Annotated in this window: 23 protein-coding genes; 10 read left to right on the forward strand and 13 right to left on the reverse strand. The window is 64.3% G+C overall.

The genetic code is table 11. The features are described from left to right. Window positions 1-119: 119 nt before the first annotated feature. From BKK81_RS33230 to BKK81_RS33290, 13 genes are all read right to left on the reverse strand, one after another. Complete coding sequence (locus BKK81_RS33230; RefSeq protein ID WP_071040798.1) at window positions 120-782, reverse strand: type 4 pilus major pilin; 663 nt, start codon at window positions 780-782, stop codon at window positions 120-122. A 63-nt stretch (window positions 783-845) separates the two neighbouring features. After that, window positions 846-2,054 carry a pilus assembly protein TadE gene (locus tag BKK81_RS33235; RefSeq protein ID WP_156811585.1) on the reverse strand — a complete coding sequence of 403 codons (1,209 nt, stop codon included), beginning with the start codon at window positions 2,052-2,054 and terminating at the stop codon, window positions 846-848. A 157-nt stretch (window positions 2,055-2,211) separates the two neighbouring features. Continuing rightward, a complete protein-coding gene (locus BKK81_RS33240) occupies window positions 2,212-4,029 on the reverse strand; it encodes an ATPase, T2SS/T4P/T4SS family (RefSeq protein WP_071023081.1) in 1,818 nt (605 codons plus the stop codon). 8 nt (window positions 4,030-4,037) lie between these two features. After that, window positions 4,038-4,721 carry a hypothetical protein gene (locus BKK81_RS33245; protein WP_071023084.1) on the reverse strand — a complete coding sequence of 228 codons (684 nt, stop codon included), beginning with the start codon at window positions 4,719-4,721 and terminating at the stop codon, window positions 4,038-4,040. Window positions 4,722-4,736: 15 nt separating this feature from the next. Beyond that, window positions 4,737-6,086, reverse strand: coding sequence for a type 4b pilus protein PilO2 (locus BKK81_RS33250; protein ID WP_071023087.1), 1,350 nt, complete (start codon window positions 6,084-6,086; stop codon window positions 4,737-4,739). Then, window positions 6,083-7,882 carry a protein PilN gene (locus BKK81_RS33255; RefSeq protein ID WP_231908285.1) on the reverse strand — a complete coding sequence of 600 codons (1,800 nt, stop codon included), beginning with the start codon at window positions 7,880-7,882 and terminating at the stop codon, window positions 6,083-6,085. The genes BKK81_RS33250 and BKK81_RS33255 overlap by 4 nt, the downstream gene beginning before the upstream one ends. A 10-nt stretch (window positions 7,883-7,892) precedes the next feature. Next, the gene (locus BKK81_RS34885; RefSeq protein ID WP_083384855.1) at window positions 7,893-8,534 is read right to left on the reverse strand and encodes a TcpQ domain-containing protein; all 642 of its coding nucleotides are present in this window, start codon (window positions 8,532-8,534) and stop codon (window positions 7,893-7,895) included. Window positions 8,535-8,551: 17 nt separating this feature from the next. After that, complete coding sequence (locus tag BKK81_RS33265) at window positions 8,552-8,974, reverse strand: lytic transglycosylase domain-containing protein (RefSeq protein WP_071023096.1); 423 nt, start codon at window positions 8,972-8,974, stop codon at window positions 8,552-8,554. Further along, window positions 8,974-10,248 carry a pilus assembly protein PilL gene (locus BKK81_RS33270; protein WP_071023098.1) on the reverse strand — a complete coding sequence of 425 codons (1,275 nt, stop codon included), beginning with the start codon at window positions 10,246-10,248 and terminating at the stop codon, window positions 8,974-8,976. The genes BKK81_RS33265 and BKK81_RS33270 overlap by 1 nt, the downstream gene beginning before the upstream one ends. Beyond that, complete coding sequence (locus BKK81_RS33275) at window positions 10,245-11,057, reverse strand: transglycosylase SLT domain-containing protein (protein WP_071023101.1); 813 nt, start codon at window positions 11,055-11,057, stop codon at window positions 10,245-10,247. Before BKK81_RS33275 ends, BKK81_RS33270 begins: the two co-directional genes overlap by 4 nt. Continuing rightward, window positions 11,047-12,249 carry a TrbI/VirB10 family protein gene (locus BKK81_RS33280; protein ID WP_071023104.1) on the reverse strand — a complete coding sequence of 401 codons (1,203 nt, stop codon included), beginning with the start codon at window positions 12,247-12,249 and terminating at the stop codon, window positions 11,047-11,049. The genes BKK81_RS33275 and BKK81_RS33280 overlap by 11 nt, the downstream gene beginning before the upstream one ends. Before the next feature lie 12 nt (window positions 12,250-12,261). After that, a complete protein-coding gene (locus BKK81_RS33285) occupies window positions 12,262-13,158 on the reverse strand; it encodes a TrbG/VirB9 family P-type conjugative transfer protein (RefSeq protein WP_071023107.1) in 897 nt (298 codons plus the stop codon). A gap of 3 nt (window positions 13,159-13,161) precedes the next feature. After that, entirely contained in the window at window positions 13,162-13,869 is a 708-nt protein-coding gene (locus BKK81_RS33290) for a type IV secretion system protein (RefSeq protein ID WP_071023109.1), read from the reverse strand. Between the two features lie 410 nt (window positions 13,870-14,279). On the opposite strand from BKK81_RS33290, the gene BKK81_RS33295 reads away from it, so the two are divergent. The 10 genes from BKK81_RS33295 to BKK81_RS33345 all read left to right on the forward strand — a co-directional run bounded on the left by BKK81_RS33295 (window position 14,280) and on the right by BKK81_RS33345 (window position 24,838). Beyond that, on the forward strand, window positions 14,280-15,332 hold the full coding sequence (locus BKK81_RS33295) for a CpaF family protein (protein WP_071023112.1): 1,053 nt from the start codon (window positions 14,280-14,282) through the stop codon (window positions 15,330-15,332). A gap of 17 nt (window positions 15,333-15,349) precedes the next feature. Further along, complete coding sequence (locus tag BKK81_RS33300; protein ID WP_071023114.1) at window positions 15,350-15,703, forward strand: hypothetical protein; 354 nt, start codon at window positions 15,350-15,352, stop codon at window positions 15,701-15,703. Between the two features lie 5 nt (window positions 15,704-15,708). After that, a complete protein-coding gene (locus BKK81_RS33305; protein ID WP_071023117.1) occupies window positions 15,709-16,038 on the forward strand; it encodes a conjugal transfer protein in 330 nt (109 codons plus the stop codon). After that, a complete protein-coding gene (locus BKK81_RS33310) occupies window positions 16,032-18,482 on the forward strand; it encodes a VirB4 family type IV secretion system protein (protein ID WP_071023120.1) in 2,451 nt (816 codons plus the stop codon). The genes BKK81_RS33305 and BKK81_RS33310 overlap by 7 nt, the downstream gene beginning before the upstream one ends. A gap of 45 nt (window positions 18,483-18,527) precedes the next feature. Continuing rightward, a complete protein-coding gene (locus tag BKK81_RS33315; protein WP_071023123.1) occupies window positions 18,528-19,280 on the forward strand; it encodes a conjugal transfer protein TrbJ in 753 nt (250 codons plus the stop codon). A gap of 12 nt (window positions 19,281-19,292) precedes the next feature. Beyond that, window positions 19,293-20,342: a type IV secretion system protein gene (locus BKK81_RS33320; protein WP_083384857.1), complete on the forward strand. Its 1,050-nt coding sequence runs from the start codon at window positions 19,293-19,295 to the stop codon at window positions 20,340-20,342. Continuing rightward, a complete protein-coding gene (locus BKK81_RS33325; RefSeq protein ID WP_231908286.1) occupies window positions 20,339-21,622 on the forward strand; it encodes a TraI domain-containing protein in 1,284 nt (427 codons plus the stop codon). The genes BKK81_RS33320 and BKK81_RS33325 overlap by 4 nt, the downstream gene beginning before the upstream one ends. A 3-nt stretch (window positions 21,623-21,625) precedes the next feature. Then, window positions 21,626-23,482 (forward strand): conjugative transfer system coupling protein TraD, encoded by a 1,857-nt coding sequence (traD, locus tag BKK81_RS33330; protein ID WP_071023129.1) that lies wholly within the window; start codon window positions 21,626-21,628, stop codon window positions 23,480-23,482. 6 nt (window positions 23,483-23,488) lie between these two features. Then, complete coding sequence (locus BKK81_RS33335; protein WP_071023132.1) at window positions 23,489-24,001, forward strand: hypothetical protein; 513 nt, start codon at window positions 23,489-23,491, stop codon at window positions 23,999-24,001. 219 nt (window positions 24,002-24,220) lie between these two features. Then, complete coding sequence (locus tag BKK81_RS33345) at window positions 24,221-24,838, forward strand: DUF4400 domain-containing protein (protein WP_071023137.1); 618 nt, start codon at window positions 24,221-24,223, stop codon at window positions 24,836-24,838. Window positions 24,839-24,843: the final 5 nt, after the last annotated feature.

Genomic DNA, 24,843 nt, shown 5'->3' on the forward strand with positions numbered 1-24,843 from the left:
TCCTCAACTTATAAAATAGTCCCGGGGGCCTACGCCCTCGTCGACTATCCGTTTTGCTTTCTCTGACACGCGGCGTACCGCGCCCCGCTTGCAGCCCCGCCGCGCGAGTGCCCCCGCCGTTACGCCGTGAACAGATCGATCGTGTTGGCATTCCCCGAGCACGACACCTTGCTCGGGTCCACGGTCCCGCCGACCGCCTTCACAGTGGTGCCGTTTACGAGAATCTTGCTGGCACTGCTTTGGTAGGCCGACACGATCGTCGTGCATGCCGAATCCGGCTGGTTGCTGATGGTCCAATCCAGCGCGTCGTTGGCGACCAGCAGCGTCGCCGCCGCCACGGTCAGCGCGCCACCGCCAGGCTGCAAGGTCACGTTCGACGAGCTACCGGTGCTCGCGGTCATCGCCGTCATGTTCTTGAACATCCCGTTGGCGACCAGGGCGCTGATCGACACCTTGTTGAATTGGCCCCGGTAGCTGGTCGTCGTCTTACCGATCACGGTGTTCAGCTCCACGGTCAGTTGCTGCGTTGCCGTGTCCGACGAATTGCTGCCGAACAGGACGAGGACCGCCACCAGCATGAGCCCGGCGATGATCAGGTAGAAGCCGAACTCGTCCAGAATCCCGCCTCGCTGACCGCTCGCCCGTCGAGTGCGCATGCGGTTCGCCGTGTCCAGCATCCGACAGTGGAGCGTATTGCCCTCGAGCGCGCCGTTTCCCTGGGTTTCGACGTGCCCTTGGTCAGCGCCCTCGGCGATCTGGAGGCTAGCGTTCGATTCGTTCATACATGCGGTCATGGTCACTCCCTTCGGTTGAAATGCGTAACGTTGAAAGACTGCGAATTAAAACTAGTGCCCGGCCGGCGTCGCTGCGCCGGCTTGCCTGGCCATGGCCGCGAACTGGGCCCTGGCTTTGAGTTCCTGCGCCATGAAGGCAGGCAGGTACGCCAATCCGGTGATGACAATAATCAGCAGGATCGTCATGTGCCGATTGAACTTCGTCGCGCGTTCGAGCATCTCCGCTGGAGCGGACTCAAGCATGTGCTCGGAGACCTTCGACAGCATCGCCGACAAGTCACCTTCATACTCCGCGATATCCTCGATCCGATAGGCCGTTTCACGGTCAAGCAGCCCGGTATCGAACACCTTTCCACCGAGGTTCGGGTTGTACTCAAGGTTCAGCTCAATGCGCTCAATGTGGTAGGCCAGGTACGGGTAGGCGTTGACTCGCATCAGCGCCAGCCCGTTCGCCAGGTTCTTGGCGTCGCCACCGAATCGCTTCGTCACGGACGCCATCCCGGCGAAGAACTGCGCGGCCTGGAAGCGACGGAAGAAATCAAAGATCAACGTCTTTCGGTCGAGCCATCCGCGCCATCGGCCCACATAGCCCGGCAGCGCGACTGCAATCCATGCGGCGGCTGCTAGTTCGACCGCGACGACGAGCCAACCCCAATGCCGCACGAACACGGAGCCGTTGTGATAGGCGGACGCGATCGGTCCATAGTCCTTCACGGAAAGCACGTGGCTAAAGGCGTTGTCGATCTGGGGCGCCACGATCAACGCCATCACTGCGATATACACATGCAGAATCACCAACGTGGCAATCAGGCTGGCCATCGTCAGGAAAATCTTGACCTTCGTTCCTTCCAGGGCCTTGAGGTTTTTCGCCAGCGAGAGCAGGCCCTCCTTGATGTCGCCGCCCTCTTCCGCGACCGCGAGAATCGGTAGATCCTCGTTCGGCACCGTGCCCCGGAAGATGTCGGTCAGACGCGACCGCTGGATCTCGCCGTCGGCACCCTCCCATCGCGCCAGCCAATGCGCGGCCAGCATCCCAACGGGCTCGCCGGCGCGGCGTGCGGCGTCCTTGGCAAAGTGGTTCGAAAGGGGCTCACCCGGCATGTGCTCGATGCGTTGTGCCAGGTCGTGGTAGTAGGTGGCTCGTTCGGAGCGGAAGCGATACTTTGCCCAGAACAGTTTGTCTTCGAAGATCGCGCGGCCACCGCCCAGGCGAGAGGACACGCGAAGCGTGCGCCGCGCCATTTGTTTCAGAAATTGCACAGTTCTTGTCCGGTAGAGGAAATAGGCGCCGCGCACTGCCCGATCGCGTCCGCGGAGTCGACGATTAGAAGACCGACGCGCTGCCGCCACGCCACGTCACCGGGTCGAAAACACAGCTCTGCGCACGGTTCCCCTCGGCCCGCGGGTTGGTATCGATTCATTGGCCCGCCTCTCGCGCGCGCTGGCGCAGCAGCTTCGCCTCATAGGCGTCGAGCGAGATGATTCGCTCTGCCTCGCGTGGGTCCACAATGCCGGCAAACACCTTGTACATAGCCACCTCGAACACGGTCTTACCAGTGCTGTCGGGCACTTCGAAGCCGTGTACCCGTTTGCTACGCTGATAGGCCGCCAGCTCGATGTTCTTCGCATCGCGGATGAACAGCAGATCCTGTTCATCGGGTTCGAACATCTCCGCGGCCACCGTCCGGCCGCGCGCCCCGTTGAGCGCCGGCAGATTCGGGCGCCGGCAGAGGTCGCACCCGTCGAGCCGGCGCACGCGGATGCCCTCGATGTCGAAGCGGAACAGGCGCTCGATCTGGCTCAGCTTGTCTGCGCCCAAGATCTGCTTCATTTCGGCGCCCGTATGGCCGCAGCTACACGTCTTCGGGAGCAGCGCCTGGTAGGAGTAGAGATTCACGAAGCCCGGGGTGGCCAGCACACTGCGCGGAATCTGCAGCTCGCCATCTGCGAGCCGGTCCGGCGCGGCCAGCGCGCTGGGCGCGTGCACCGTGGTCAGCGCGCGCAGCCCCGCGCCAGCGACGTCGCGGAACAGGCCAGCCGATTCGAAGTCCCGCACTTCGCCGATCATGACGAAATGGGGGTTCATCCGCTTGATCTGGCGCTTGGCCACGATGAACGGGTCTTCCTGGCGATTCGCACCGTCCAAGGTCCGCGCAACCGAGAAGTGGTGCGTGCCCTTGGCCAGCAGCTCCACCGGATCCTCAATCGCCATCTTGTGCATCCAGTCCGGAAGCCGCTGCATGATCGCGTGGGCCGTCGTGGTCTTGCCCGAGCCCACGACACCCACCAGCACCGTGCCACCACCCAGATGCATCGTATTGCGGTCGAGCAACTCGGCCTGCTGGGGGAAATAGCCCAGGTCGTGAACGAAGTCGACCTCGGTCGTCTGCGCCTCCTCGCGGTGCATCCGCATTACGGTCACATGGCCGGTCGCACTCTGCATCGACGCCCAGCGGAACACCACCGGCTCACCGCCGATCCTGGCACGGATAGAAGTCTGCTGGGGCAATACGCGACTGAACACGCCCTGCGAGCCGCCCTTTCCCTTCTGCCAGATGTGCGACAGGGTATCGAGCATCACCCCCGTCTCCATTCGGAACTGCGGCGGCGCCACCAGGTGACCGTCGATCGCAAAGCGCAGCTGCGAGTAGCCGCCGTTGTCCTCGACCTCCCAGTGCAAGTCGGACGCGGCCTCTGCCAGGGCGAAGCCCCCCGCCGCTTCGAAGTTCTGCCACAACGCGCTGGACGAGCGACGTCCGGCCCCTTTGGCGCCATCGCCGCTGGCGCCGGCAATATCGAAGCTGCCGCGTGCCAGCGCCACCATGACCGGGGCCGCAGCGAAGTAGATCGGCGTGTCGGCCGGGTCGAAGCGCAGCCTCAGTTGGCGCTGGATCTCTTCCGTGACATCGGACGTGGCCATGTCGCGCGTGAGAATCAGCGCATACCGTCCGCGCGTGGTCGCCGCCGGGCCCGAGGCTACCGACTCCACCAGGACTGGGCAGATTTGATGGCGGAGCGACGGTGCGAGCGAGAGGTCGTCGTACAGCGTGCGCTCGAACGTTGGCAGGTCATCGACGGTGCCGATCTCGCCGCCATCGGGCAGGTCGGGCGCCTCCGCCGTCGCCGCCACCGCGGGCGCCGGCGGAGCGAACGGCATGGAACCACCCGACACCACGGTCACGCCACCGACCGTAAGCCCCCGCTCGTCGTTCGATCGCTTGGGAAAGAGTCGCATGGCCGCCCTCATTGCGCCACCGGCGTCGCCGGCGTCACCGGCGCCTGCATGGGGGCGGGCATCGGCGCCGGCATAGGCGCCGGGAAAGGCGCCGCAGTTTGAGGGCTGTTGGCGCCAAGCAGGCCCGGGCTGCCCTGGCCGAACGTGCCACCAGGTTGCCCGCCCCCCGCACCGCCCGGCATCGGCCCCGCCGGGCGCGCGCCGCCTGCGGCATCGCCGGCCCGTGCTGACGGCCGCTCGAACACCGCCGCGTCGTCCTTGTCCAACGGCGCGAGCACGACGTGCTTGCCGCGCTTGAGAACGGTTCCGTCTTCGTTGATCGACGCGACGGTATAGCCACGCCATTTCGCGCCGACCCTGGCCGGATAGACTTGTTCCCCCCATTTCACGTACGCGCGCAGGTTCGAGGGCAATCCGGCTGCGCTGCCGTCCACGCCGTAAAGGGCGATCGTTTGCGGGCCGCCCTCGCCCCCACCGGAGCGCACGCCGACGCCCGCCGGGGCCGCCGATACATTCTGCGTCGGCACGTTCTTGTTGAGGTCGGCCTCCAGCTTCTGCAGAGCAAGCTTCGCATCGGCGTCAATCAACTTGCGGGTCATCGAGCGGTCATCCTCGGCATGCGCCGCCGGCAGGAGCACGACCACGGCAGCAGCCATCGCCACATACCGACCAACGCAGAAATGGGTACGCATATTTTTCTCCAAAGATCAGTCGCGCGCGTAGGCGTCACCGCCGAGCGTCAGCTTGAATTTCGATTGCTTGGCATCCGGGGCTGTATCAAGGCTCACAGCCAGTTCGATGCGATCCACTGTCACCCCAGCCGGGAACCGCGACAGTTCCGTGGCATTGCGCAACGGGCCTACCGTCGACCACTGCGCGGCGCTCACCAGATGCGGAATCATCGCGATGGCCTCCGGCACCACCGCGCCGAACGGCTGGAAGGCCTTCAGAGACACCGAAGCGAGGACGGGGCGCAGCGTCTGCAACTCGGACCCGAACTGCGTCCGCACAGCCATCGGTGTGGGTAGCCCCGGCAGCAGATCGCCCAGCTTTGTCGCTCTCCCCATCGGAACCTTGGCCACCACCTCCGCAGACGACTCATCACCGATGCTCAGGAAGTTGGGTGCCGAGAAGTAGTCCGGGAGGGCCTCCAGAAACGTCTGATTGGTTGCCCCGCGCGTGTCCTTCGCGAGCCTGTACAGGAGCTTGCACGGTGTCTCCGGCGTCTTCACGGCCTCGCAGGTCACCGACGAAAGCGACCATCCCCCCAGCGTGATGTCCACCTGCTCCGCAAACCATTGATAGAAGCCGGCCACTGCCGGGCCAGCGGGCGCGACGCCGGCCTGCGCGCGGCTCGCCAGGTCCTCTGCATAGCGCTGCGCAGGCGTCTTTGCCGGCGGTGGCGGATGGAGGCGTCTTTGATACGCGTCATATTCGGCCTTGCCGTACTTGCCGGCGGCCACAGCCAGGACCGCCAGGGCCGCCAGGACCACCAGCCGCTTGTGGCGGCTAGCCGCGCTGGGCCGTCTGAGCAGCGCGTAGGGCCCGACCTCCGCCACCAGCATCTCGAGCGTGTACGGGACATACTGGACCTTTCGGTCCTCAGGCATCAGGGTCAGCAGATCCGGAAGGTTGCCGACCAGTTTGAACTCGCCATCACACCGATTGGGAAAGTCCGCGACAAGCGCGGCGAGCGCCTTTTCATCGCTGACGATCTGGTCAAAGCCGACCCGAGGGCGACCCTTCGCGATGCCGCAGACCAGGTAGGCAATGTGCTGGCCACCATGCTCCAGCCGGTAGACAAAGAGCGCATTCGGGATACATTGCGTCACGCGCGACAGCGCCGCCGCCGCCGAATAGAGTCGGTCCTTGACCTTGGCCTGCGCGTCAGCGGCGTCCGGATAGCCCATGTGTAGCGCCTGGTCCTCATGCCAGATGCGCTCGGCCTTGGCCTCTCGCGCGATCCGCGCCGCCAATGCCGGCGGCGCATCGCTGCCCGTCAAGGTGCGCCACTGCATGCCGAAGACCAGCTTCTTGCCTTGGATATCCAGGATCATTCGGCGCCGCCCGTGCCTTGATCCTGCACCATGACCGTCGCCACCACCAGGGTGACGGTGCGGCTCTTGCTCGCGACCTGGGAGCCTCCGGCGAGCAGCGGGAGGTGGTCGGCCAGCGTGCGCCGCGTCATCGCAGTATCGGTCTGGTCGATGGCGGTCACGATCAACGTCTGGCCGTTACGGACCTGGAAGTCGTGCTGCGGAATGCTGCGAACGATCTTCTTCGGCAGCTGCACCGACTGTTGATTCGAACCCGACCCCGAGGTGAACTTCTCGATCGGGCCGTCGAGCACCGATTGCTCGAATGCCAGCGTCAGCGAGACATCGTCACGCGAGGTGGCATCCGCATAGACTTTGACGCGCAGGCCAACGGCGTCGGTCGCCGTAGTGATCCCCGGGACGCCACCGGTCCCCCCCACAGTCGAGGTGGCTGGCGTGGTGCTCGCCACGTAGTTGAACGTGTGGCGGTTGTCGACCTCGGAGGCGTGCCGGTTGCGGAGGTTGAATGGAATCGACACCGCCGTGGTAGCCGTGCCGAACTCCCGCAGCGCATTCACGATAGCGGAAGTGCCGGTACCGTCGCCCGAGGTCAAACTCAGGCCGAAGCTGCCGGCGAGGCTATCGGTCAGTGTTGCGGGAGAGAGCGCGCTGAATGCGAAGCCAGGGATATGCGCCAGCGCCTTCGACAGCGCCGCGCTCCAGTCCACACCCGCTTCGCTGTTGTCGTTGAGCGTGAAGTCGATGGTCTGCATCTTCACGTAGATCCGGCGCGATGCCTGCGCGATCTGCGCTCGCACGATCTCGTCCGCGCGCTCCACGGCCTCTCGCGTGTCGGTCAGCGTCAGCAGCCCGCTATTAGCGTTGAGCGAGACCGACCCCGCCATCGTCATCACCGGCGCAATGCTGTCTCGAATGCCGTCCATCTCCACGGTCGCGCTGTCATCGGACTTGGAGCTCGACGCCGCGGCCTGCAGGCCCGTGTTGCCGCTACCCGCACTGCTGGTCATCAGTGCGGGGGGCAGGAAGTCCGTCGAGAAGGACTCCTTGCCCCGGAACGGCAAGCTCCACATCTTGGTCTTCAGGCGGTAGAAGCGGATGACGCCCTTGCTCGGCACATACTCCCAGTTGATGGACAAGCGCGTGGCGATCAGGTCCAGCATGTTCGCCAGCGGCATCTTCTCGCTTTGCTTGAACTCGACATTCATCGCCGTGTCGGCCTGCGGAACCGCTTGCGCCGCGGCATTCGAAGTGGGGCCGGCCAGCCCGGCCGGCAGTGGTCCTTGTGGCGTCGGCGCAGCCCCGATCCCGTTCGGCGTCGGCATGGTGGCCGCCCCAACGGCGTTCATTGCGCTGGCGGCGCCCTGTGTCGGCGTGCGCAGCATCGATCGCGGCATCAGCATGGCCGCCGGCAAGTAGACGTCGGACTCGACCTTCACCGGAATTCCCGTCGCCATGAAGATGCGCTGCGCGGCCACCGCCAGCGGCATCGTCCGCTCCGGGAAGATCACGAACGTATCGACATCCTTGCGCAGCGCCACCGGCAGGGTGACATTACGCGAGATCGGCACGGCCCGTCCCGCCAGGAATGGCTTTGCCACTTCCTGTTCCCGCTCCACCGCGGCGCGGTCTCGGTGCATGCGCGCGTACAGCGCTGCGGTCATCGCGTCGGCCTTCGTGCCGGCATCGTCGGCCGCCTGCTTGGTGTCGCGTAACAGTTCCGGGGACACGCAACCGGCGAGCGACAGCGCTGCCAGAACGGCGCCGGCAATCGGCCTCATGAGGGTCGGGGTTCGCACAGCTGACTCCTTATTGCGAGATATCGCACTTGGTCGTGACCTTCACAACCCGCACGACACGATTCGAGTAAAAGCAGGGCTTCAGGACGTAGTCGGTCAACTCGGTCGCCGACAGCGCGTAGCGCACGGCCGCCTTGAAGTCGCCATGCGCGGTATCGACCGCTTCGACGGGCACATCCTTCTCCAGCTCCCACGCGGAGGCTTGCCACCCGGCGCGGGCGGCCCAGATCTCGATCAACCGGCGGTAGTTGCCGTCGCTTGGGCTGATCGCCCAGTCTTGAATGTCCGCTGTCGGAGACGGCGTGCCGACTACCGGACCCAGGGAGGCGACGGCCGCGCTCGGCAGCACGGTTGGCGCAAGATCGGCCGGCGCGGGTGCCGCTTGCGCCGCCGGCGCGACCGGCGCTGTCGCCATGACCGGAGCAGAGACGGACTGCGCAGACACGACCTGCGTCCCGGCTGTGCGCGGCCTGCCGTTCGCTGACAGCAGCTGCCAGCCATCGCCGGCCAGTGGCTTAGTCGGCTCGAAGCCACCAAAACTGTCGGGCCCGAAGGGCGCCGGACCGGCTGTCGCACGGGCCCCTGCCGCGACACCGAGAAGCAGCACAGCCAAGGGGAAGAAGATGTAGGTACGACTATTCTTGCAGCGCATAAAAATGACCTCTCAGTTCAACGCGATATGCTTTGGAGCGTGTCGTAGATGTGGCGCGCGTATTCCATCCGCTTGACGTCGGAGCGCGCGTTATAGGCACCGACCGCTGTCCAGGTCGCCCCGTGTCGGTCGATGTTGTCGCGCAGGATCCACGCGCCCACGTAGGCGCTCACACAAGCGTCAAAGAGCATCGCCCGGGAGATCCCCCATCGGGCCAGCTGAGGCAGATGGCTCGAATTGATCTGCATGAGCCCGATGTCCTCGCTGCCATCCTTGTTCCGATGTACGGCGCTGGGATTCATGCGTGATTCCCACTGCGCGACGCCGCGCAGCAGCAGCGGGCTGACACCGTGGAACTTCGCAGCGTCGTCGAGGCAGTCCGCTCGGGCGGCGGCCGAAACGAGGACAGCGGCCGCCAACACGATCCCATGCCCCCACATCAATTCGCGCTCCCATGACGCTCGTAGAAGCGCACCTCGGGCGAGCGCTCGACGTTCAACACGCTGCCGTCGGCAATCACCGTCAGGCGAGCCGCAATGCCGTTGAACTTGTAGAAGCGATCCTTGAGTTCGCCGCTCCCTTCGTGCTGCTCGTTGAAGACCGAGACGTTCGCCAACGAATGGCGGAAGCTCAGATAGGTGGCGTTGTCTTTCTCGAACACCCGTTCCAGGCCCGCCTCATTGTTCGCCGGGAAGGCGTAGTGGATGCCGGGCACGCGTGCCACCTCGACTGCCTTGCCGCCGCTGGTCACGGTGAAGCGATCGACGGTCGGAAACGACAGGATGTGATCGACCTCGCGCCACTCGGTGTTGAGCCGCTTCCCGGCACTGTCCTTCACTGCCAGGTCATCGGGCTTCGCCCCGAAACGAATCTCGATCCGCCCGGCCTTGTTGTCCCGAATGCCCACGGCGTCGAAGGCTCCGGCGAGGAGCGAATCGGGCTCGGCAGCGGGCGCCGGCGACGAGCCAGTGATAGCTGCCGAAATGGTCGGTGTGGCCACTGGCTGAGCGGCCTCCGCCCCCGTCGGCGCGAGCGCCGGTGCCGTGGCGCGACTGCCAGCGCTCCCACCGATGGCAAGGGACTTCGGCGCCGTCGCCCGCAATGCGATGTGCCGACGGTTGAAGTCGACCTCCGCATAGAGGCCCTTGTCCTCCAGCACCTGCCCCAGCGCCTGCAGCCAGTTCTCGCCGGCGGTCAGTCGCAGCGTGGAGCTTTCGGTCAGCGCGATCTCCTTCTGCGCGGATCCCGTCCAGCCGGCCGGCGCGATCGAGCGAACCAGCTGCGCGAGCGGTAGCGTGGAGGTGCCAGCGCGCACGACCGCCAGGTTCCCGTGGCTCCCGACAAGTGCGATCCGCCCGGTAAAGCCCTGGAATCCGCGGGGCAGATCACCACTTGGGTTGGCGGGCTCTGCCGTGAAGGTGGTCGCCCGCTTCCAGCGCGCTGTGACCGCTTGCCCGTTGACCGTGTAGTGCACGACATCCGGCACGCCGGCGATCACGATGTATGGACCGCTCTCCTGGCCCCCCTCGGCTTCCACACGCTGTCCGAACCGCGGTTGGATATAGGTGCTGGCCCCGTCGTTGAAGACCATCGCCGGGCGATCGGCGGCCCGGGCGACCACCAAATAGTCGAAGTCCAGTGGGTCGGTCTCCGCAGCGACGGCCGGCCCGGCGGCCAGCAGCACGGCGGCTGCAAGTAGCAATCGGTTGCTCATAGGGATGATTGCGCTTCGAAGCGTTTCAGATGATTCAGGAAGCGCGCAAGATACGGCCCGCCGCGGCTAGGGTTGGCGCTGTGGTACCAGGCGACGGCTTGCATCGACGAGCCGCTCCGCTGCCGGTTGTCGAGCAGGATGGACTCGGCCGCCCGAATGTTCGTAGCGGGGGCGAGTGCATCCCAGGCCGAGCCAAAGCGCTTCCCATGAAAGCACCAGTTGACCTGCATGAGGCCCACATCGAAATCGCACCGCTTGGCAGAAAGCAGCGCCTGAATTGCGGCATAGGCGTCCTCGCGCGTGGCAAAGAAGAATCCCTGTCCCGCCACATTGAGCGTCCACGGCCAGGGCTGGCCGCGATACGACGATTCGTTCATGGCGATGCTCGCCAGCACGGCCGGATCGACCCGCTCGCGCATTTGCGCGAAGGGCTCTACCTTCGACGCACAAGCCCAGCCGCCACGGCGCTCCGCCATCGCGGCTTGCGCACCGTCATCCAAGGTCGGGGGCCGCAACCAGCCGGCCGACGCGAAGACGGCTCGCAGCGGCTGTTTGCGGCCGTCTACCTCAACCTGCGGGCCGCTCGCCCCGCCCAGCGTCACCGCCGTGCCAATCCAGCGCGCGGCCCAGCCGGCGAAGCGCTCCAGGCCGCAGTACAGGACTGGCTTTCCCTCCAGCGCCTGCAGTTGCAGGGTGCCATGCTCACGCACGACCAGGGCCGTGGGGCTGACGACGGCCTCGATGGTCGCCGCGTACCCGGTGACGGCGAGCACGCCGAGCGCAAGAGGGAGAAGCTGCTTACTCAACATAAGGCTCCATCACAATGTCGTGCTTCACCTGCATCAGGAGTCTGTCCCCGGGCTTGGTGGTGATCGTCGGACGAATCGACTGGTTGCGATTCAGGATGGTCTGTGCCGTCTGGGTAGCCACCTGGCCGGCAGCATTTCCGTAGGTCGTCAGGCCGGCGGGACCCGGCGTGGTTGCAATCGACTGGTTGTTGAAGCGCTGTTCCAGCACCGCGATCACGAAAGCACCACCAAAGATCTTCAGCCAGTGGTTGTTGACGTTACCGCTGACGCCAGATTCGCCATTCGGGTCGGTACCCTGGCTGCCAAGCAGCGGAACCCAGTTCCCGTTCGGCAGCTGAAGGCGTGTGAACGCGACCAGCAGCCGCTCCTGGCCGATGGCGATGTCGGGACTGTAGGTGCCAACGAGCACCGACCCCACCGGGACGGCCAGGCACGTCCCTTTGATGGTGTCGTAGACGTTCTGCGACACCATGGCGCGGAATTCGCCCGGCTTATCCGAGTTGTTGCCACCGACGAACGTCGCCGGAATCACGAACCCCTTGCTCACTGTGCAGTCCGGAAGCTTCCCGACGATGCCCGTGCGCTGGAACGTCGTCGCTTCCGCCTCGCGCAGGAACTGCTTGTCGCTGGAAACCGCCGCCGCTTCTTGCACCGGCGTGCTGCGTGCATTGGCGGCCGCCACGGCGGCCTCCTGCACTGCCCGCAATTGGGTCGGATCCGGAATGCCGCTGAGCGCGGGACGTTGAGGCGCCTGAAGCTTGCCGCCGCCCCCCTTGGTCAGCGGTGCGGTGAAGAGGTTGTCCTCTTTGTTCTGCTCAGCCAATTGCGGCGTCGTGGCAGCCCCAGCCGGCGAGAAGTCCTTGGCCGTCATCACGGGGCTCTTTGACGGCTCGGCCGGAACCGCCGAGGCCTGCTGTCGCGCCGCTTCGGCGCGCGCGGCTTCCTGCTGCTCGCGGATGGTCCGCGCCAGTGTCCTGGCGTTGTCCGGGGCGGACGTGCGGGCCTTGAGCTCTTCGGCCTTCCTCTGCTCCGCCTGTTCCTTCATCTCCAACTGCGTGCGGCTCTGGTAGTAGTAGCCGAGCCCAGCAATCAGAAATGCGGCGACCCCGCCCAGGATATAGACGATGTTGCGCGGCAACTTCCCCTTGAAGAAGCGCGACTGCGCGTCGGTGACGTCCTCGACATTCCGCACGTGGCCGCCCTCTCAGAAGAGTCCGCCGAAGAAGCCACCCTTGCCGCGACGCACCAGCACTTCGGTATCGCCGGAACGCAGGGCAACCTCGTCCGCGAGGCGCTGCAGCACCAGGTAGCCTCCGCGACGAATGAAGTTCGCCACGACATAGTCGCTGCCATCCTTGATCAGGGCGACCGGCCACTCGCTGGCCCCGCTCGGCATACGCATCCAGAGGAACTTGCCATCGTCGAAAACCGCTTCGGGCTTGAATTCCGCGTTGCCCGACACCCGGTAGTCGAAGTTGAGCTTGTCCGGCGCCACCCCCACGCGATCACCACCAGGCCTGGCTGGCTCGGTGCCAGCAGCCTCGACCGTACCCGGCCCCGCCGCGCGGGGCTTGATCTTGGCCAGCCCCGGCTCCGGGAAGCGAAAACGCACCTTTTGGTAGTAGATTCCGCCCAGCGGCGACGACACCAGCGTGAACTCGTAGCTACGCTTGTTCGTGGAGAGGGACAGGGTATTGATCAAGCCCGGCGCGTGCGGCTTGAGATAGATGTGGTTCGCGCCGTCGTTGGTCATCTCCCAGCGGACGGTATCGCCCATGACAGGCTCCGTCACCAACTGCTCGTCGTCGCCAAGCTCGATGGTCGTGCCCTTCAACGGTGCGCACAACACCCGGAAGATCTGGTCGCGGCTGAACGTGAAGACGACCAGTCGGGAGTCACCGGGCATCGCTACCGGGTCTGCTCCCATATTGAACGGGTTCGCCGGATTCATCGCATCGGCCATATCCCCAAGCCCGAGGCGCGGCAGCGACGAGTCCGCCTTCGGTGACAGCTTGGCCGGCGCCGCTGCCGATACCGAGGCAACCGACGCAGCAAGCAGCGCACACACGAGTGTGCGGCGGGAGAGTTGAGGAACACGCATACGTTAGGCTGGAGACTTCTGAAGGGTGAAGAAGACGGGGTGCACGCCAAACGGGTTGTCGGATAGCACGGCGTCGTTGTCGGGCGGCTTGATCTCGTACCGGATCGTCATCGCGTAGCGCATCTTCACGGGCTTCATCCCTTCTTCCGTCGTGGTCGTGACAAACTCGACGGCGACCGTGTTGTCGGGCAGCAGTGCGATGTTGGTGAACTGCGCTTCCCGCGCGAGCGTCGGGCTGGCGGTGATCGCCTTGAACGGTGCGTCCTCGTCGAACCACTTCTCGAACTGATCGCGCGCAGCGCCCACCATCTGCTTCTTGGCAGACGAGACGTTCTTGTACAGCCGCGACTCCTCGACATGCGTGGTCAGCACCGGCTCGATGGTGAACATCCGTTTGACCAACTCCTTGACCGCCACCCCGATCTCAAGGGCCTTCGGCTCATAGGCCTGGAGTTCACGCACGACTGGCTTGCCCTGCGCATCCGCGGAGACGCCGTAGGCGCGAATCTGCGGCGGCGGTGGCTCGCGCGTGATGACGGCGGCGAGTGCGACCACGCCGGCAATCAATGTCGCCAGCTTCCAGTGGTTCTTCTCGACCGTGATCCGCGCGCCGCGATCAAAGATCAGCTGCGCTGGGTCCTCGCCGGCGTACATGCCTGGCAAGGGCGAAAGCGCTTTCTGCTGATCGGTTTTGCGTTGGAATAGCCGCATGAGGGCACCTGAATTTGATACCCACAATTGGAACAGCAAAAGGCGGGAGCGCATCCCTCGAAAGCTCACGAGTTTCGTGAGCCTTTCGGGTGCTCCCCCCTGTTTCTCGACATTTCTCGCTCGACCCCACCCAACGTTCCGCGCGCGGACGCAGTGCTGGCCGCCGACGTTCGCAGTGAGTAGCTCGGCGGTAAGGCCAGGCACCGAAGCGACCGACGAGAGGGCTGCGAGAAACGGGCGCGAGGCAGGAGAGAGGCTAGGGAGCGGCCAGGGAGCGGTCGGCGAGACGCCGGCAAGGGACCGTTCAGCATTCAGCGTTCAGCATGTTGGACGCTGAAGCGCGGAAAGCTACCCAAAACTCGTGAGCTTTCGAGAGTTAGGACCGCCGCAATATCCCTAACAATAAGGGGATGTCCGAACATGCCCCAGACAACCTGTTTCTGCAGGTCAGCCAACTTGAATCGAGCGCGGTATCGATGTTCTTCGAGTCGCTGGCCCCGCTGCGCGCCTACCTGGATGCGCCGGAGGTGGCCGAGGTCATGGTCAACCACGCGCATAGCATCTGGGTCGAGCGTCACGGACAGCTTGTCCAGATCGACCTCCAGCTGAATCCGGCGATGCTGGAGGGCGCGATCCGCGCGTTGGCCTCCTCCGTCGATAAATCCGCCGTCCGGGGTACCCAACAAGGCATCATCAACGCCGGCTACCAGGGACTGCGAATTGCCGCCGTGATGCGTCCCACGGCCATCGACGGTCATGCCTTGAGCATCCGCCGCCATCGCGAAAAGAACCTCACCCTCGACGACTACGTGGCCATGGGCGCCTTCTCGGCCCGCGTGGCCCGCAACCCGGCGGAGGATCGCCCGATCTTCTCCGGGCCCGTGGAAGACGAGGCCTTGCGCGATGCCTTGACTGAGATGGTTCAGCAGCGCAAGAACGTGCTGGTGGCCGGCGGCACGTCCTCCGGCAAGACCACGTTCTTGAACTCGCTGGTCGGCCGTATCCCCGACAGCGAGCGTGTCATCTCCATCGAGGACACGATGGAACTGAAGCTGTCGGTCCCGAACAAGGTACGGCTGCTCTCGAATCCGGACACGCAGGTCACGACTCAGCAGTTGGTCGCCCTCTGCCTGCGATTCCGGCCCGACCGCATCCTGGTCGGCGAAGTCCGCGGCGGCGAGGCCTTCGACTTTCTACAAGCACTGAACACGGGCCACGACGGCGGCATGGGTTCCTTGCACGCCAACAGTGCGCGCTCGGCGCTCTCCCGACTGGAAAGCCTCGCCATGCTCGGTATCCCGTTGGGCTCCCGCTGGGAACTCGACGATATGCGCAAGCTCATCGCCGAGTGCTTCCACTACGTCATCCATCTTCGCCGTTCCGGCGAGATGCGTCATGTCTCCGAAGTCCTGGAGATCCAAGGCTTCAAGGACGGCGACTACGTCACCCGTCGCGTCTTCTAACCACCGGAGTCATCCTCATGCGTCACCCACTTCCCCCCATCCTGGCCAAGCAGGCGCGCCGCGCGCGGCGCAATGCCCTGCTCGCTGCAGCGCTCGCGAGCATTGGCGGTATCTCCAACGCCTACGCGGTACCAGACCTGTCGATGCTGGGCCAATTGCCCCTGTTCTTCTGCACGGTCGCCGGCTTCTTCAACACGACGTTCCTGTTCTGCGCGGGACTGATCATCATCGTGATCAGCAGCATCGCCATTGCCTCGTCCGAGTCGACGATCATGAAGTTCCTGTCAGGCGCCGGCATTGGTATCGGCCTGGCGGCCGTCGGCGTGCCGATGCTCCAGAAATGGGGCATCGTTCCGGCCTGCAACTGGTAAGCGCCATGCGGTCCCATCACGTCAGCCGCTCCCTCTCGCTGCCCCGCATGATGGGCGGGGCAGTTCGCGGCTACGCGCTAGCGAACGGCACCATCACGGCCCTGCTCTGCTACGCGACGCACGACGGTGGCTGGCAGATCTTCTGCGGCTTCCTCCTGTTGGGGATGGGCTTCCACGCGCTGCTGCGCTGGTTGACCAACAAGGACCCGTGGTGGAACCAACTGCTGACGGTCTACAACCACTACGGGGATCTGTACGAGTCCATGCCCTGGCACGGGCGTCTGCATGCCCGATTCCGCCGCCCCTACGGTTTCGATAGCGACCTGCCATGCTGAAGCGCCGCCCCCTGCAGGAGATTGTGCCCTGGTTGACGCCGGTCACCCCTGGCCTCGTCCTCGACAAAGACGGATCGCTTCTGGCGAACTTCGACTTCTCCGGAGTCGATGCCGACAGCGCGAACACGAACGACATCACATCCGCCCGCGACCAACTCGACCAGGCATGCCGCAGCCTGGACGGCCGAATCACGGCGTGGTGGCGTGTGCGGCACCGCCGCACGATCGGCTACATCGGGGGCGACTTCGATTCCCCCTCCGACGCTCGCTTGGACGCGCTCAACCGCGCCAACTCCACAACCGGGAAGTTCTTTCGGAATACCCACTCGCTTTCGCTCTCCTATACGCCGGAGAGTGGCATCAACAAGATCTTCGACAAAGTCTCGTACCACATGATGGTGGGTGGCAAGAACATCGGCCAGGCCATCTGGGAGACGCTCAAGGACACCCTACTGGCCCGCAGTGCCTTCGTGTTTGATCTCGAGAAGACCAACTCCGACATCAAGCGCTTTGAGGGAATGCTGGATGCCTTCACGGGCGGGGTCACCCGCATCGGCCTGCGCCGCCTCACCATGCAAGACGGCTTCGCGGCGCTCCATCAAACCGCGAACCCTTCCGTTCCTCCGCGGCGCATTCGCTTCCCGATGACCCTGCTCGATTCGCACCTGACCGAATCGGAGGTGAGCGTCGGCGCGGAGCAACTCCTATTCGAGTCCGCCCACGGCAAGCGGTACGCGGCCATTGTGGCCGTCAAGGAGTGGCTCGGCTTTCAGGAAGCCGCGCTGGACTCGTTGCTGCAGCTCGACGCGGAACTCGACGTCTGCGTGTTGTACCGGTTCCTCGGCAATGCGGACGCGGCCAAGTACATCGAGAAGATCCGTCGCTTCTTCAAGATGGCCAGCTTCAACCTGTGGGCGATCATTCGCACCTACGTATCCCAGCAGGAACAGGAGCCCGACGAAGGCCGGCAGCAACTGGCCGACGAGGCGGGCGAAGCACTCAAGCGCTTGACAGCAACCGGCCAGCAGCACGGCTTTGCCAATATCTCGATCATCGTCTATGGCGCCACCGAAACCGAGTGCGCGGATGCCGTCAGCGAGGTCGTCGGCGCCATGACCAACGCGGGGTTCGGCACCATCGTCGAGAAGGCGAACCTGATGGCCGCATGGAACAGCACCATGCCCGGTCGGTGGGACAAACAGCGCCGCCTGCAGTTCGTCGAAACGCCGGCGGTCTCGGATATCGCTCCGCTGCGCTCGGTCCTGGAGGGACCGACCCACAATGCATGGCTCACCGACAAGTCCGGGGTACTCACGCCCCCGCTGACCTGTCTGCCAACTCGCCACCGGACCCTGCAACGCGTCGACATGCACGAGCCCGGTGGCAACGGGCATGTGCTGATCCTCGGTCCCATCGGCGCCGGGAAATCGGTGTTCCTGAACTTCCTGGTCTCTCAGGCCGGGCGCCATCACCCGCGCCGTATCCGCTTCGACAAGGACCGGTCGACACGCATCACTACGGTCTTGGGCGGCGGCACGTTCATCGACATCACGGGCAAGTTCCAAGCCGCGACTCGCTGCAACCCGCTGTCGCTCCTTGGCGACTCGGGCAGTCATACCTACCTGACGGATTGGCTGATCCTGGCGCTCGAAGACGAAGGCTTCCGGGCCTCCCCCGCGCAGCGCACAGGCCTGTTTGAGGCGGTGCAGATACTCGCGGGCTATCCCCGCGAGCGGTGGACGCTCGGCAACCTGATCACGCTCTTGCACGCGGAACTCCGCGAGCGCCTGCAGATTTGGACCGCCGGCGGCCAGTACGGCCACTTCTTTGATCACGTCGACGATGCCTTCGAGGTCAGCGACGACCTTTCCATAGAGATGGGCGACCTGTTTCTGCACTACCCGCGCGTCGCTGCGCTTTTCATGGATTATGCGTTCTACCGCATCAGCAAGGCGATGGACGGCGTGCGCTTCACGATCATCGAGGTGGAGGAAGCCGGCTTCTTCTTCCAGAACGAGCGGTTCTACGCGCGCCTGGAGATGTGGATCACCACTATCCGCAAGCTCAACGGCGTCATCTGGATGGCCACCCAATCGCTGCGGCAAGTCGCACGCGTCAAGAACTTCGAGATTTTGAAGGACAACATCGCCAACCTGATCTACCTGCCGAACAACCAGGCGGCGACGAGCAAGGATCTCTACTGCGACGTGTTCGGCCTGACTGAAGACCAGGTGCAAATGGTCAACGATGCCGTCCCGAATCGCGACTACCTGTGGATCACCAAAGCGCAGACCCGCATGCTGCAGACGAACTTCACGCCGGAAATGGTCGCGTCGCTTCGGTCCGACGGTTACGCACAAGCAGTTCTCGATCGTCACTTCGCCTCGGGCGAGCCTGACTGGCAGGACCGCTACGTCCGCGAGATCCTCGCGCGCGCGGCATAGCTGCGTGCTGCCCTGCCCCCCCGCCCATCGCTGGAGACTCCAGAAATGACTCGCTTTCCCCGATTCGTGCCGGCCCTCGCCGGTCTTGCCCTCGCCGTCCCCATGCTCGCGCATGCCAGCGGGTGGCCCGTTTTCGACGCTGCCAACTTCCTGAAGAACACCATCACCGCCGAGCAAGCCGTCAAGACCGAGGCCTACCAGAACAGCAACATCATTTACCAGTACCAGATGCTGGCGAACCAACTGAAGCAAGCCACCGGCCTCGACCCGGTCACGCTGATCCAGCAGCTCAGTTCGGTGCAGTCGGACATCAAGAAGCAGCAGAACTATGGTCAGGCACTGGATCAACTGTACGGCAGCCTGAGCCAGAACGTCGACTTCCTCCAGCAGGTCAATGGCCTGATTGCGCAGTCCGGCAAAACGCCATCGCAATGGTTCGCGGACCAGCGCACCCTGCTCAACAACGGCGACCAGACTGCGAAGCGGCTGTTCAGCCTAGGCACGGATATCGTCAAAGCCAATCAGGCCAACGCCCAGCGTCGTCAGCAAATCCAGCAAGACATGCAGGGCAACCCGACCGCCCAAGCCACCGCGCAGACCACCAACCGCCTGCTCGATCTGGTAGCCGGGCAGAACTCGGACATGCTGCAACTGATCGGCGCGAAACTGCAATCGGATGCGATCAAAGACCAGAAGGCCAACGCTGCGGCGACGGCGGCCAACGACGCCGCGCAGCAGCTCCAAAACGACCGGGACGCCCAGCGCCAAAAGCTGCTGGATCTGACCAACGTCCAGTAAGGGAACTCCATCATGTCCCGTGTCGCTTTGGCGCTTCTGGCTTCGCTCTTATCGCTGCTTCTCGTCGTCACCTCTGCCGATGCTCTCGCACAAAGCGCTTCCGCATCGGCTGCCGACGCCAGCTCCACCGCACCAACAGCGATCGGGAAAGCTGGTGACGCGGGCAAGGCCCTCAGCGGCTTCAGCAATCTAATGACGGAACTTCGCGGCAAGCTGATTCCATCAGCAACCCAGTTGAGCAAGACGCTGTCCTCGGACGCCAACAAGTTCGCCTACGCCCTGGCGGTCATCACGATCATCCGCGCGTGCCTGGCTTTCTCCGGTTCCCATCACCCGATCTCGGCTTGGACCACGCTGCTCGAGGAATTCATGATGCTTGGCATTTTCATTGCCCTGTATCTTGGGTACACCGACGCGGTCACGGGCCTTTGGAATTGGTTCCAGCAAGTTGGCACGCAAGTCAACGGTGGCACACCCGTGTATGCCACGCCGCAATCCATGTTCAACTTGGGTAGCAAACTGTGGGACGCCTGGGCTCGCGCGCTAGGCGACGCTTCCGGCTTGTCAAAGATCGCCGCCTTTATCAGCGCTCTGCCCCTTGGGGTCGCCTTCCTGTTGCTGTACGTCGCCACGATCATCTATATCTTCTACGTCAATCTAGGGGACCTCCAAGTTGCCATTGGGATCGTCGTCGGGCAGATCGCCGTGGCACTTGGCTTTGCCAGCTTCACCCGGAAGTACTTCTTCTCCTGGCTGCATTACATGATCACCGGATGCATGTACATCGTGGTGGCGGGCATCATCTCGAATCTGGTGCTTGGCGTCATCCAACCGAAGGCGGACGGCGTCAACGGCATCGGCACGGATACCCTTTACGCGGCCTGCTACGCGATGTGTATGGCGCTCTACCTGTGTTTCGTCGCCATGCAGATCCCTTCGATCGCCGGAAGTATCTTCGGCACTGGCGGTGGCGTTGACGGCGGCGGTGGTCTGAGCGTTATCGGGAAAAGTGGCGGCCTTGCCGGCAAGGCACTCAAGAAGTTCATGGGAAACAAGTCATGACGGTCTTCATGCACGACAGCCACCCTACGGCCTCGGCCGACGCGATGCTCGCCCAGCATGCGGGTCGCCTGGATCTGATCCGGCAATATGCCAATGAGGCCGACGCGACTGACTTTGAGCGCAAGTGGCAATCGGTGCTCAGGGGCTGCGCGCAGTGGTTCTCGACGATGCCGCTGCGGCCTGACGAACACGCGGAATCGGGCGGGGCGTTCCGGGCATCGGTGGAAACCGCGTACTATGCGATGCGGCTGTCCGGCGGCCAGAAATTCGCTGCTAACGAGTCCTCCGAGCGACGCCGTCTGCTGGAGCCGCAGTATCTCTATGCGCTCTTCTTGGCGGCATGTTGCACTTGGCTGGATGAGCCGTGTCGGCATTTCCATTTCCACCGGGAACCGGACGGCGAAGCATGGAACCCTGCCGCGCACGGTGCCTTCAACGTGTGGCTTGGCGACGCCACCTACCGTGTCATCCGACGTGAGGCTTCCGCGCCGGTGCAGCGGATGCGCACGGCCCTGCTCGCCCACGCCATTCTCGGCAGTGATCGTCTAGGCTGGCTGGACCCCATCGTCCAAAACGACCTCTTCGGCGCTATCCAGCCCGAAGGCCGGCCGATCGGCAACGAATCGTTGCTGCACAGGCTCGTCCGCCAAGCAGTGGAAGTCACGGGCGACTTCGAGCGCAAAGCACGCCGGGCAGCGTTTGCCCTGGACACCACGCCCGCACCGCCGGCCAGCCAGGTGGAGGCGACCGCCACCAGCGAAGTCGCGCGCCGCGAGGCCCCCGCCCCTGCGCCAGCAGCTACGGCGAAGCCACCGACCTCGGAACTGCCGGCCGGACCTAACGCAGCTGCTGGCCTGACGGCCATGTTCGCGGCGACGGAACCGCGCCAGGACACTGGCAACGGGGCAACTGCGCAGGCACCGGCTCCGGCGCCCTCGCCTAAGGCGAATGTAACCCCGTCGGTACCGCTGGACACCCTTCGCTCGCCCCGCCGGGAGGCTCCCGATCGCGCCGCCGACCCGTTTGCCGAAGTGCTGAGCGGCGCGTCCAACCTGATGCGCGACTTCTTCCGAGCGCTAACTCAGGACGTCGCGGCAGGCAAGGTGCAGGTGGCCTGGGGCGACCGGGGCCTGACGCTTTCCAAGCGCAGCCTGGCCAGCTACGGCATCACCAGCGAGACCCTGATCGAGCATTTGCGCAAGCTGAATCTCCTCGCCAGCGTGCAGGGTAGTGAGATCGTGCTTGTCGAACGCGTCGGCGTACTCGTGAGCCCGCGCTAAGCCATGGCTGCCTACACGAATCACTTCCGGCCCCTGTTCGAGGCCCGCGCCGTGGCAGGCTGGCTACTGGCCTGCGTCGTCCTTCCGCTGTCGGGAATGCCGCACGGCGGCTACCTCGCGCTGGTCTGCCTTCTGATGCTGGCGGTGCGGGGTACACAGGTATGGGCTGCTCTGCGCTTTCGCATGGGGATCTCGACGAAATGGCTCACGAAGATCCGCATCGAGGCGCTCCTGCGCACAAGCGCTGCGCTACGCGCGCAGCAGGACGCCATGTTCCTCGGCACCGGCTTTGAGTGGACGCAGAGGCACTGCCAAATCGCCCACGACATCATGCGCATGCCGAGCTCCGACATTCCGGGGATACCGGATTGGGTTCCGGCAAGCGCCGCGAAGCGGATCGAGTCGTTCTTCGCACCAGCAAACAGCTTTCCCGATCCGGCGCCGCAGGGCAAGGCCTGGATTCAAGGCATGGAGCCAATCAAGGTGTCGGTGCCGCTGCATTACAAGGCGCTCGGTGGCCATACAGCCATTGCGGGCACAACCGGCGCGGGGAAGACTCGCACCTATGAGGTGATCGCCACTCAGGTGATCCACAACCCAAATGATGTGCTCATCATCATTGATCCGAAGAACGATGCCGAATTCAAGGAGCGCGCCAGGAAGGAATGTGAGCGCACGGGACGCAAGTTCCTGTACTGGAAGCAGGCCACGCCATCACAGTCAATTCGGCTCAATCCCCTGGAGAACTGGTCACAGCCGTCCGAGATCGCGAGCCGTATTGCGCAGCTGATGGAGGAGGGTCCCTTCCGCGACTTTGCCTTCCTGTTCATCGATCGCGCCGTCAAGGGCGAACTCTATGTCGGGGACAAGCCGAATCTCCGCTCGATCCTGCGCTATGCCCAGGGCGGCATCAACGAGCTGCTCGATCGCGCGCTGCGCAGCTTCTTTCCCGAGGCAGGCTTGGCGGACTGGGAGGATGAAGCCACCCCAATGATGCAGAAGGTTGGTCAAAAGGCAGGAGGCACGTTGCTCGACGCGATGGTCTGCCTCTACATGGACCGCTTTGCCAACAAGGGCCGCGGCCACGAGACGATTGACGGACTGGTGTCGACGTTCCACCACGATCGCGACCACTACGGGCGCATCATCGCCTCGGCGCTGCCGTTGCTCCAGATGCTGGCCACCGGCGAGACCGGCCTGATGTTGGCGCCGAAGGCCGATGACTTCAGCGACGACCGGGAGATCTGGGACATCCAGAAGGTGATCCGCCAGAAGGCCGTGCTGTACATCGGCCTCGACTCTCTGTCGAACAGCATCGTCGCCAAGGCCATTGCCTCGATGCTGACCGCAGACGTCGCCGCGGTCGCCGGCGCGATCTACAACTTCTATGACAAGCGGCCCGAGGTAGTCCTGATGATCGACGAGATCGCGGAATGCCTGACGGAAAACACTCTGCAACTGCTCAACAAGTCCCGTGGCGCCGGTTTCAAGGTCTTCGCCGCGTTCCAGAGCCGTTCGGACTTGGAAGCGAAGCTGGGCAGCGCCGCCAAGATGCTCCAGGTGCTTGGCAACATGAATAACCAGATCGTGCTGCGCCTGGAGGATACCGACACCGCGGAGTGGTTCTCCAAGAAGGTCGGCGAGACGGCCATCCGCAACCTGGTCACCACCAGCAGTGCGGCAACGGCATCGGAGGCGCACATCGGCGAGTTTTCCGGCTCGGTGTCGCGCTCGGCCCAGTTGGAGAAGGTCCCTCTCATCCCAGTCCAACTGATCACCGGCTTGCCGAACCTGCAGTACTTCATGCGCATCTCGGGCGGCGCCGTCTATCAGGGCCGCATTCCCATCATCGAAGGTTGAGTCTCAATGCCCATTAGTCTGTTCCGACAACTCGTCAAGGAGTACAAGCTGTCCCCCAAGCTGGCGCCCATGTTCGGCGCCTATCCGGAGCTGAGCGACGTCTGCACGCAGATCGTGGACTTCACCGGCGTGAACTTCCGCATCCGCGTGGAGCCGCTGGCCAAGGAAATGCTAGTCGACGCGATCGCAGGCTATCGCGCGGCACGTAAGGCGAATCGCCCGCCCAACATTGCATTTCTCCAGGGCTTGCTGGCTCGCTCGCACGAGCTTTACGCAAGCCGTTACGCCGCCTTCAAAGGGGAGAAGTACGAGGTCTGGGCGCCGTTCTTGGAGTCCATCCCCGCGTTTGAGGGGCGACAGAAGCCTGGCTATGTCTGCCGCAATGTCGCCGAAGCCTGCCCTGATGTTGTTTCCCAGCGCAGCGTGGCGTTCCAGCTTGCCGCACGCGTCATGAATGGACACACCTTCCACCTCTATTTCGAGGACTACCATGTCGCCGACCACTTCGCTGATTGCTAGGCTATCCGGCGTGACACTTGAGACGGCAGCCGCCGTCCGCGCGGCCGTGTTAGCGGAACTGCGGGACGAGTCGCCGGCGCCAGCCGAGTTTGCCGCCGGCCGTCCGGCGCTTTGCTATGCCCTCTTCAGCCTCGCGTTCTCGCGGCCTGGGCTGTTCTGGGGCGCTGGACTGGCTGTCGTCGCGATTCCTGCCTTGCTCGTCCTCCGCTGGGTGCGCTGATGGCCCACAGCCGCTTCGTCTCACACCTGCGCTTGTGGCTGTTGGCCGCGCCGCTGCTTCTTGGCGTCCTCGCGCCGGCGATCCCCGATGATGCCGCGTTCGAGATCGGTCGCGAGGAACAGCAGTCCGTCGAACGCGCTTTGGGCGAGGACGGCGCTGCCCGGCTGTCCCGGGTGACCAATGACCGTTTTCAACGCTGGTTTGTCGATACGGGCGCCGTGCGTGCCACGATGAGCGTGAACAACGCGGCGGGGGCGATCCCTGATGCTGGCGCCACATCCTTAGCAGCCGGTTGGATCCGGCATTTCTGGATGAACGTCTATCGCGCCTTGTACCGCGCCGGTGCAGGCTTGGCTTGGCTGGCCGGCGGCCTGGTATTCCTCGGCGCCATGCTGAACGACGGCGCCGTGCACCGGAGCATCCGTGCCGCAGCAGCAGGCTTCGCGAATCCTGTGGCGTTTCACCTGGCTGCTCACGGCATTCTCGCGCTCGCCGGGGTGGGTGCCAGCGCCCTTCTTCTACCTATTTCGCTGTCCGCCGAATGGTGCACCGCCGCCCTGGTGGGCGCTGGCCTGCTCTGCTGGCGCATGGCGTCGTCTTTCCACGTCGGACGATAGTCCTC

Origin of the sequence: Cupriavidus sp. USMAHM13 (assembly GCF_001854285.1) — a bacterium.
In the GTDB taxonomy this organism is placed as follows: domain Bacteria; phylum Pseudomonadota; class Gammaproteobacteria; order Burkholderiales; family Burkholderiaceae; genus Cupriavidus; species Cupriavidus malaysiensis.